A 9361-nucleotide genomic window follows, 5' to 3' on the forward strand; every position below is an offset into this window, starting at 1 on the left:
CGAAGTCGGTGAGTTTGGCTTTATCGCTCAAGGAGTAATAATGAAACAAAACTGGAACGCCTCTCAATACAGAGAAAATGCGTCGTTTGTTGCTGGGTATGGCTCACCCGTGGTGAAGCTGCTTAACCCTCAGCATAATGAAAGGATTCTTGATTTGGGTTGCGGAGATGGAGCCCTGACCAAAGAAATCAAAAAAGCAGGTGCAGTTGTTCATGGCGTAGATTCCAGCCCTGATATGATTGAGGCCGCCAAGACTCGGGGCTTGTCTGCCAGTGTCGTGAACGGTGAAAAACTCAATTTTTCAAATGAGTTTGATGCGGTTTTTTCCAATGCGGCACTTCACTGGATGACGAAAAGTGATACGGTTATTCAAGGTGTATTTAATGCATTAAAGCCAGGTGGGCGTTTTGTTGGTGAGTTTGGGGGAAAAGGCAATATTGAAACGCTGGTCAAAGCAATGAAGGCAGTGTTTGAGGCCCGCGCGGATTTTGGAGAATTTCAAAACCCATGGTATTTCCCAAATGACAAAGAATATAAAGCCAAATTACAACAAAGTGGTTTCCAGGTTCAGTATATTGAACTAATTCCTCGTCCAACCCCGTTGAAAACAGGCGTTAGAGAATGGTTAACACTATTCTCTAATGGTATTACCAGCAAACTCAACGACAGGCAGCGGGAGGCGTTTTTAAACGACGTTGAACACGCGGTAAAGTCGGCGTTATTTTCAAATGGAACCTGGCTAGCTGACTATGTTCGCTTACGGTTTGCGGCACAAAAAGTATAACAGGCGGCACTGGTCTGAGGCACTAAAATGGACACCCTTCTATGCAGTTCTTCTATGCAGTTTTTTGTGACTCGGACTGTTCAGGGCAGACATAGCCCAAAGTACTGTGTCGCCGTTTTCTATTGGTTTTCTATTGGTTTTCTATTGTAGTAGCCTTCGATGTATTCAAACCCTGACTTCATACCGGTAGCAATGCTTTTCAGGCAGCAAGGCATACCAGATTCCTCCAGATGTTTTTCGATTCACCAAGCACCTGCCCGGCGGGCTTTGTATCCGGCAAAGAGGTCTTTGATTGCCCTTGATAGCGTTACCTTCAATACCTTTGCCGTTGCCTTCAGGCTAAAGCTCTGCTCGTTATCCGGCATGAACTGAAAGGGCGCTATTTTTGGTTTTTTGCGAAGCAGGCTGTCGCCTTTTTTAGCCCATTTGGCGCCTCTGCCTTCTCCGCCTATTGCTGATTCTTTGACCGCATCAGCTATACCTACGGTCTCAGCCAGTTTAAGCGCCTATTCTGCGAATTCTTTGTAGTCGTCATTTCATCTCAAATAGTCGTCTAACTATGAGAGTGAGGTGTCCAGAAGTAATGCATCAGATCAGTCAGGTAAATAGGGATAAGTCAGCGGTAGTAGTGAGTACCACTGCTAAAATAGAAGATAAACTCAATACAACTGCTGGAGTAAATATGATTACGTTGCTTAATGGCAAGCCAGATTCCCTGTGAAATAGATAATCCACATTCCCTTACAGTATGACAATATGTGAAGCTACTACGTTGGTCACGCTTCATACTAGCAGCCTGTCGGACTTATGCTTTCGAGCATAAAATTCAGTAGGGCGAGTCAGAATTTTCGATCAATTTGTGCGAATAGTTGACCTGTTTAAGCAAATTGATCGGAAATTCTGGCCGCACTTTCTCGCACTTTCTCGCACTTTCTCGCACTTCCTGGATTTTAGGCTAAAATTGTCTTAGGCTCGACAGACTCCTAAGTTGCAGTTTGAAACCAACTACTTTTATGAAATATCAAGGCTAACAGACTCTATTTATACAGTCGCCAAGTCCAGGTTATTATTAGGATCGTAATAAACGATGAAACCCATTATTGGAAGCCCAACAGTCCCATACCGTATGTATTCCATTCGTGGGTACACTGGAAATGCTGAAGTAATAGACGGCGCTTATAAAGAGGTAATCGAAGATTTAGAGCATGCAAATATATTGGGGTTAGAAAGGTATAATTTAAGAACTCAATCTCAACAAATAAAAAAAATCCTATCTTCAGGTTTTATATTAAAATGGATACTAACATGGGATCTCAATATTTATTGTGTTCGCGCACACAGTATTCATTTTCAATGGCGAACAGGAAAAACAAATGTCCCCCATACAATAGCCTCCAGGGGAGAATCAGTGGTATGTGCTGGGTTAGTAAAACGAGAATCAGAAAAAATTTTATTAGATAATACAACGGGCCACTATCGTTGCGAGCCAGATAATCTTTCAATCGCTATAACCATTTGGAGAAATATTTTTTCTGAAGATAAGGATATTTGTAATATTGATATTAGACCACAGTTCTGGACACCCAAGTAGACGTTAATTTATGAACGTGCACTTTGACAGTAATTATTTTATCGAAAGCGCGTAAAACCCCGTACTTATGGAAAGTGTCAACGGCGAAGCGCAGGAGCTGATGGCTAAATATTGCTGTGGTATTGAGTTGGCCACCGTCTGAAATGAAGGCAATGACGGTTAAAGAACCGGTGAGCTGGCATAAACGAGCCATTAAACGAATGTTGACTAAGTAAGAGTCTGATAATAACTTCCCAGTTTTGCCGTTCGGGCTGAGCCTGTCGAAGCTCGCTGCCACCACCGTTCGACTCTTCGGCAAGCTCAGAGTTCAGGATGAACGAAAATCGGGAAGTTATTTTTAGACTGCTCCTAAGCCATATTTTCAAGAAGCCGCAACGCAGGTCTGACGTTCAGCTTGTCAGGAAATAGCGCCGTTAGAAGAGCTGATTGATTCCATTACAGGGTACAAAAAAGCCGCCCACAGGGAGGCTTTTTTATGAAAAAAGCGTTACAAACCCTCCACTTCCTTCGCTGTAATTTTTACCTTCCCTTGCTTTTTCAGTGCCTGCAAATACTCACTGTATAGGTTACGACCATTACCACTGGCAATATACTGAGACAGCATCTTCATACGCTCTTTATCCCCATCGCCATATTCACCCGGATGGACAGCAGATAAAGCCACCACAGCAACATCACCACTGGCCAGTGGGGTAAAGGCATAGTTTGATTTCCCGCTGGCAGGGTGCGGCATGTTGAACGCTTTGCTCAACACTTCCCGGGCAATGCCCGACTGACCCCGCTTAACCCCCTTATGCGCCTCCCAGGTTAAACCTGTCTCTTTAGCCACCTTGTCAGCACTACTGGCGTTGATGCTGGTTATCAACTGTTCAGCTCGCTGCTTTAATTGCTCAGCCGTCTCTTTCTTTTTAATGGTTGCCACAATGGATGACGCTACTTTTTCCAAAGGCTGGAGCTCGCTCTGGTGATGAGACTTAACCCGTAACACAACGGAAGTCCCTGGCTTGAGCTCAATGACCTCACTGTTAGCGCCTAAATTGAGCACATCATCACTGAAAGCAGCTGATACAACCTTCTGGTTTTCAGCAATACCCACACCGCCCTGACGGCCAAAAGCCTTCGTTGTTTCAATAGTCAGCCCCAGCTTTTCAGCGGGCTGGTTCAGGTCAGCCGACTCAAAACTGATATCTGCCAGCTCACGGCTTTTCCGAAAATAAATATCTTCAACGGCGCGGGCTTTCAGGGTATTAATAATATCATCACGCTCTTGTGCCAGTGTTGGAATGATAGGCTTTTCCTGGCTAACCAGTTTCAGAATTTGATAGCCATACTGAGTTTTTATCACCGGAGACAACTGGCCAACAGTTAGCTTGGCCAGTGCCGAATCGAATGCCTTTCCATAAAATCCGGGCTTAACCACACCCATATCACCGCCTTTTTTCGCGGTCACAGGATCATCGGAGTACTCTTTTGCCAGCCTGGCAAAATCGTCCCCTTTTTGCAGCTTGGCCAACACCTCATCCGCTCGGGCTTTCGCCTGATCATCCGTCCGATTTGCGTCGGTGGCAATAAGGATAGACGCTACCTTATTACTATCTTTCCCATTGGTTTTCAGTTCATCCACCCGTATCTGGTATTCTTGCTTGATATCACCTTCATCAATCTTTACCTGATCAGCCAGCGCCACCTTATCCAGCTTAATGAAGTTGACAACGACTTGTTCAGGTGTCATGAAAGCATCATGATGACTATCGTAATACGCCTTGATTTCCTCTTCAGTGGGCTTGATTTTGTCACTGACAGGTGACGCGGCCAACGTTAGCCAACGAATATCACGGGTTTGATTTTCAAGGGCGCTTAAACGCCGCATTTCTGCCGGGGTGACAAATTCAGTAGCAGAAATACCTGCTCTTAACTGGTTAAGCAACACCTCTTCTTTCCACATATTTTTAAACCGGCTCGGTGTCATACCGGCATTGCGCAACAACAGCTGAAAACGTGCCCGATCAAACCGACCATCCACCTGAAATTCCGGCATATTGACAATCATGCTATCGAGCGCCTGATCGCCAACGTCCATACCATGCTTCTTCGCATCCTGAAGCTGTAGGGTTCGATCAACTAACGATTGCAGCACGACATCTTTCAACAGCTTTTCATCAATCATGGAGGGATCAAACTGGTCACCCATCTGCTGAATAAGTGCTCGACGACGCTGTTCAATAGATTGTGACAGTTGAGCATGGGTTACATCCTCACCATTGACAGTGGCCACTGTGGGATTATTCCGATTAGGTGCCAGGGTCTCCAGACCAGTAACAGCCATCATAAAGGCAATTATTGCTACGACAACCACCGTCACCCAGCTTTTTGCTTTATCCCTCATCGATTGCAGCATAGAAACCTCAGTTGCAGGCTAGCTGTCCAGGCAGATCTCTGGTTTATCAGTCAGGCCTTAAAATCAAACAGTATAACGAAAAAAGCGCATCACAAGACGCGCCTTCTTGATGGAGTCAGCAGACTACAGAGAAAAGCGCTACGCACTCTGCTCTCCAGCCGGAAAATCATCTTTGATCACCGGCATCATACTCAGTTTACCGAGTCTTTCAGCGCTTTACCTGCCTTAAAGCTAGGAATTTTAGCTGCCGCAATCTGGATGGGTTCACCCGTCTGAGGGTTACGGCCTGTCCGTGCCGCACGCTCTTTGACGGAGAAGGTACCAAAACCCACCAACACAACCTGCTCACCGTCTTGCAGCGCCTTGGTAACAGAAGCTGTCATGGCATCCAGCGCACGACCGGCAGCTGCTTTTGAGATATCCGCAGATGCTGCAATGGCATCAATCAGCTCAGACTTGTTCACTCTATTCCCCTTCGTTGTAGGATGCTTTCTTAGCTAAAACAGCTAACAGATACTTAAGCACGAAAGCGCCGCAATAACTGTACCTAACGGGCGCGACTGCTATGCTGCTGGATTTTAGCTGAAAACTCAAGCAACAGCGCAGACGCCACGATAATTTTACTGATTTACCGCCAGCATCATCTGGCCATGACGGAAGCACCAAAAAAAATTGCGTGACCTACAGGCAGAAGCCTCCCGGATGAAACACCTGGCAGCCATCCCCCCGCATTAAGGTCGTAGCGGCACTTTATACCAACCGCTTATCACTACTGTCAACACGGAAGCCGCGGAAACCCTTGCTTCTGATGATATAAGGCAATAAAAAACCACTACAGGCGCAAAAGAGCGGCCGCACCTGTATTGGATGATGCGCGGTAGTCACACCTGAACTGACTAATGGGTATTGACACGCTCCGAAGCTGCTTCATCGACCTTCGCGGCTTTTGTTTCAGCCACATCGGTGGACAGGGACTCAGGGCGGTATTGAAGGGCAATATCCAACACCTCATCGATCCACTGCACGGGGACAATGGACAGATCAGCTTTGATATTCTCTGGTATTTCTTTCAGATCCCGACGATTTTCTTCTGGAATAATCACCGTTTTTACCCCACCACGGTGAGCAGCCAGCAGCTTTTCCTTGAGTCCGCCAATAGCCAGCACCTGGCCTCTTAGGGTAATCTCCCCGGTCATGGCAACATCGGCTTTAACGGGAATGCCTGTCAGAACTGAGACAAGGGCTGTACACATACCAATACCAGCACTGGGCCCATCTTTTGGTGTCGCGCCTTCAGGCACATGAATATGCAAGTCATTTTTCTGATGGAAATCAGAAGGGATACCCAGGCTGGCTGAGCGACTTCTTACCACGGTCAAAGCTGCCTGAATGGATTCCTGCATGATATCACCCAGGGAACCCGTCTTAGTAATCTGCCCCTTACCAGGAACAGCCACCGACTCAATGGTGAGTAGCTCACCACCGACCTCTGTCCAGGCAAGACCTGTGACCTGACCTACCTGATCGTTTTCTTCCGCACGACCATAACTGAACTTTCTCACCCCCAAAAAGTATTCCAGATTTTTCTGGTTCACATCCTGCTTTCGCTCCGGCTGTTTCAGCGCGTCATCTTTAACGGCTTTACGGCAAATCTTGGCAATTTCCCGCTCCAGTCCACGCACGCCAGCCTCCCGGGTATAGTAGCGTATCGCGTCCCGGATAGCGGCTTCATGAAAGGTCAGTTCATTCTTTTTCAGGCCACTGTTTTTGATATGCTTAGGGATGAGGTAACGCGTGGCAATATTGAGCTTCTCATCTTCGGTGTATCCCGGGATGCGAATAACTTCCATCCTGTCCAGCAGGGGCGCCGGAATATTCATGGAGTTAGAGGTACAGACAAACATTACATCAGATAAATCGTAATCAACTTCCAGGTAGTGGTCATTAAATGCATTGTTCTGCTCAGGGTCGAGCACCTCCAACAAGGCAGAAGCCGGGTCACCACGCATATCGGCACCCAGCTTATCGATTTCATCGAGCAGGAACAGGGGATTGCGCACCTCAGACTTAGCCATTTTCTGAATCAGCTTGCCTGGCATAGAGCCAATATAGGTACGACGGTGTCCTCGCACTTCCGCTTCATCACGAACCCCCCCCAGTGCCATCCGAACATATTTACGGTTTGTCGCTCGGGCAATTGACTCACCGAGGGAGGTTTTTCCCACCCCGGGAGGACCCACCAGACAAAGTACCGGACCTTTGATTTTTTTCACCCGCTTCTGAACAGCCAGGTACTCAAGAATCCGCTCTTTGACTTCATTCAACCCATAGTGATCTGTCTCCAAAATACTTTGGGCACGTTTCATATCGTGTCGAACCTTGCTTTTATTCTTCCAGGGGACACCAATCATCCAGTCAATGTAGCCCCTGACTACTGTAGCCTCAGCAGACATGGGTGACATCATTTTCAGCTTGTTAAGCTCTGAGAGCACTTTTTCTTTCGCTTCAACGGTCATCCCTGCTTTTTCTATCTTCTCTTTCAGCTCATCAAGCTCATTAGGCGCTTCATCCATGTCACCGAGCTCTTTCTGAATAGCTTTCATTTGCTCATTCAGATAGTACTCACGCTGGCTCTTCTCCATTTGCTTTTTCACTCGACCACGGATTTTTTTCTCTACCTGAAGAAAATCCATTTCGCCCTGCATAATGCCAATGAGGTATTCCAGCCTGCCACCAACATGCATAAGCTCAAGCACTTTCTGCTTATCTTCAATTTTCATCGGCATATGAGCAGCAATGGTATCCACCAGCTTGCCGGGATCACTGATACCGGCTAATGAGGTCAACACCTCATTAGGGACTTTTTTGCTGAGCTGAACGTACTGCTCAAACTGCGACATCAAAGAACGGACAAGCGCTTCCGCTTCAGCGTCTGACAGCAATCCCTCACTATTCTCATGAACGACAGCAAAAACACCCTCATCCTGTTCTTCCAATTCATCAATCAAGACACGCTTTTCACCTTCAACCAGCACCTTGACCGTACCATCTGGCAATTTTAACAGTTGAAGAATACTGGCCACCGTACCCATGGAAAACAGGTCTTCCTGCATCGGATCATCAATCTGGGCATTTCTCTGGGCGACCAGCAGCACCTTTTTATTGGATTCCATGGCCGCATCGAGCGCGACAATGGATTTCTCCCGCCCAACGAACAGGGGAATGACCATATGGGGGTAAACAACCACGTCACGCAGTGGCAACAATGGCAGCATAAACGTATCTGTTGAATGTAAAACTGTCTTATCCATAAACAAGAGCCCCTTGACAGCGTCATTATAGGTTTATTGGTGCAAACACTATAAATAATAATTAAACACCAACAAGATAATTAACCAGCACCCCCTGAGGCTAAATCCACTCATTTGGCACCATGAAAACTACCCATGGGGCAATTTTCTAACAACGGGCATTGCCCATAGTCTTACGATGCGGGTTTTGGGGGGAAAATTCAATAGCAGTATGTGCATTGGACGTAAAGCAAGCCATTTAGTTCCCCTAGGAGGCTGTCAGGCTTAAGCTTTCGAGCATGAAATTCAGTAAAGCGAGTCAGATTTTTCGATGGATTTGTGCGAATAGTTGACCTATTTTAAGCAAGTTGATCGGAAAATATGGCCGCGCTTTCTGGATTTCAGGCCGAAATTGCCTTAAGTCCGACAGGCTCCTGGGCGTTGTATGATAATGGCAATGATGAACATGGCAAGGCGCTCAAACGAGACTTGTTCATCGTGAAAAAAGGCTTAAACTGTTGCGCGAATGAGCTAGCTGGGTTCAGTAATGTTATTTCACCGCGTTTTATAACACCCACGCCTGATCAGTTGGCTTTTTTGTCGTGCGCAAAGCTTAATCCTTACCAAGTGGAAAAAGATCATGACTGAATCAACGCTACAGGCCTGCAAAACAGGCATTAACACCTGGCAACAGGCATTCAACCGTCAAGATGCTGCCGGCTGTGCGGCACAATATGAACAAGATGCAGTTATGAACGCGCGACCAATGGGAACGTTTAAGGGACGAGAGGAAATTCAGGCATTTTGGCAGCAAATTATTGATGGTGGGTATTGCGATGTGGATTACACCGAGGTTGATTGGCAATATGTTGATAATAACAGCTACATCCTGAGTTCAAAGTGGACAATGAACAAAGCCTATGGTGTTGTCCATCGCGAACTTTGGGTTCTACAAAAAGACGGTAGCGCCAAACTCAAAGAAGACGATTTTGAAATTCAGGGCGATCGCTAATCAATAAAAGTCTATCGTCGTTAAAAAGCTGTTCAACAGCTTATTGTCAGCTGCGCGGATAGCTGATAAAAGCTGCCTGCTTTGCCCTTAAACAGGCAGCTTTTCTCATCAACTTCGCTTTTCAACAACGATCATCAGTGTGAGAAGCAGTCTTAAAAGTCTGCCCGTAGCGAGGACGGCGAGAAATGGCGGATAAAAAGTCGCTTTCGTGAGGAGAATAGCGGGACTATTTGACGAACAAAAGCGACTTTTTAGACCCATTTATCGTAGCCGCGGTAGGAGCATG

8 protein-coding genes are annotated in these 9361 nt (G+C 46.5%); 5 read left to right on the top strand and 3 right to left on the bottom strand.

Annotation, left to right across the window (positions count from 1 at the left end; genetic code table 11):
• The first annotated feature begins 40 nt into the window (after positions 1–40).
• From V4C51_RS10450 to V4C51_RS17965, 3 genes are all read left to right on the top strand, one after another.
• Positions 41–784, top strand: coding sequence for a class I SAM-dependent methyltransferase (locus V4C51_RS10450; RefSeq protein ID WP_330926100.1), 744 nt, complete (start codon positions 41–43; stop codon positions 782–784).
• Between the two features lie 1087 nt (positions 785–1871).
• Positions 1872–2375 carry a hypothetical protein gene (locus tag V4C51_RS10455; protein WP_330926101.1) on the top strand — a complete coding sequence of 168 codons (504 nt, stop codon included), beginning with the start codon at positions 1872–1874 and terminating at the stop codon, positions 2373–2375.
• Between the two features lie 116 nt (positions 2376–2491).
• On the top strand, positions 2492–2590 hold the full coding sequence (locus V4C51_RS17965; RefSeq protein WP_420797652.1) for a GpE family phage tail protein: 99 nt from the start codon (positions 2492–2494) through the stop codon (positions 2588–2590).
• 272 nt (positions 2591–2862) lie between these two features.
• On the opposite strand, the gene V4C51_RS10460 is transcribed toward V4C51_RS17965, so the two are convergent.
• The 3 genes from V4C51_RS10460 to lon form a co-directional block, all read right to left on the bottom strand.
• The gene (locus tag V4C51_RS10460; protein WP_330926102.1) at positions 2863–4773 is read right to left on the bottom strand and encodes a SurA N-terminal domain-containing protein; all 1911 of its coding nucleotides are present in this window, start codon (positions 4771–4773) and stop codon (positions 2863–2865) included.
• 191 nt (positions 4774–4964) lie between these two features.
• On the bottom strand, positions 4965–5237 hold the full coding sequence (hupB, locus tag V4C51_RS10465) for a nucleoid-associated protein HU-beta (RefSeq protein WP_330926103.1): 273 nt from the start codon (positions 5235–5237) through the stop codon (positions 4965–4967).
• A gap of 432 nt (positions 5238–5669) precedes the next feature.
• A complete protein-coding gene (gene lon, locus V4C51_RS10470) occupies positions 5670–8084 on the bottom strand; it encodes an endopeptidase La (protein ID WP_420797653.1) in 2415 nt (804 codons plus the stop codon).
• A 360-nt stretch (positions 8085–8444) separates the two neighbouring features.
• Between lon and V4C51_RS10475 the strand changes: the two genes are divergently transcribed.
• Both V4C51_RS10475 and V4C51_RS10480 read left to right on the top strand, forming a co-directional pair.
• Positions 8445–8711: a hypothetical protein gene (locus V4C51_RS10475; protein WP_330926104.1), complete on the top strand. Its 267-nt coding sequence runs from the start codon at positions 8445–8447 to the stop codon at positions 8709–8711.
• Positions 8704–9075 (top strand): YybH family protein, encoded by a 372-nt coding sequence (locus V4C51_RS10480; protein WP_330926105.1) that lies wholly within the window; start codon positions 8704–8706, stop codon positions 9073–9075. The genes V4C51_RS10475 and V4C51_RS10480 overlap by 8 nt, the downstream gene beginning before the upstream one ends.
• Positions 9076–9361: the final 286 nt, after the last annotated feature.

It is taken from the genome of Candidatus Sororendozoicomonas aggregata, from assembly GCF_031528575.1.
Classification (GTDB): Bacteria; Pseudomonadota; Gammaproteobacteria; order Pseudomonadales; family Endozoicomonadaceae; genus Endonucleibacter; species Endonucleibacter aggregata.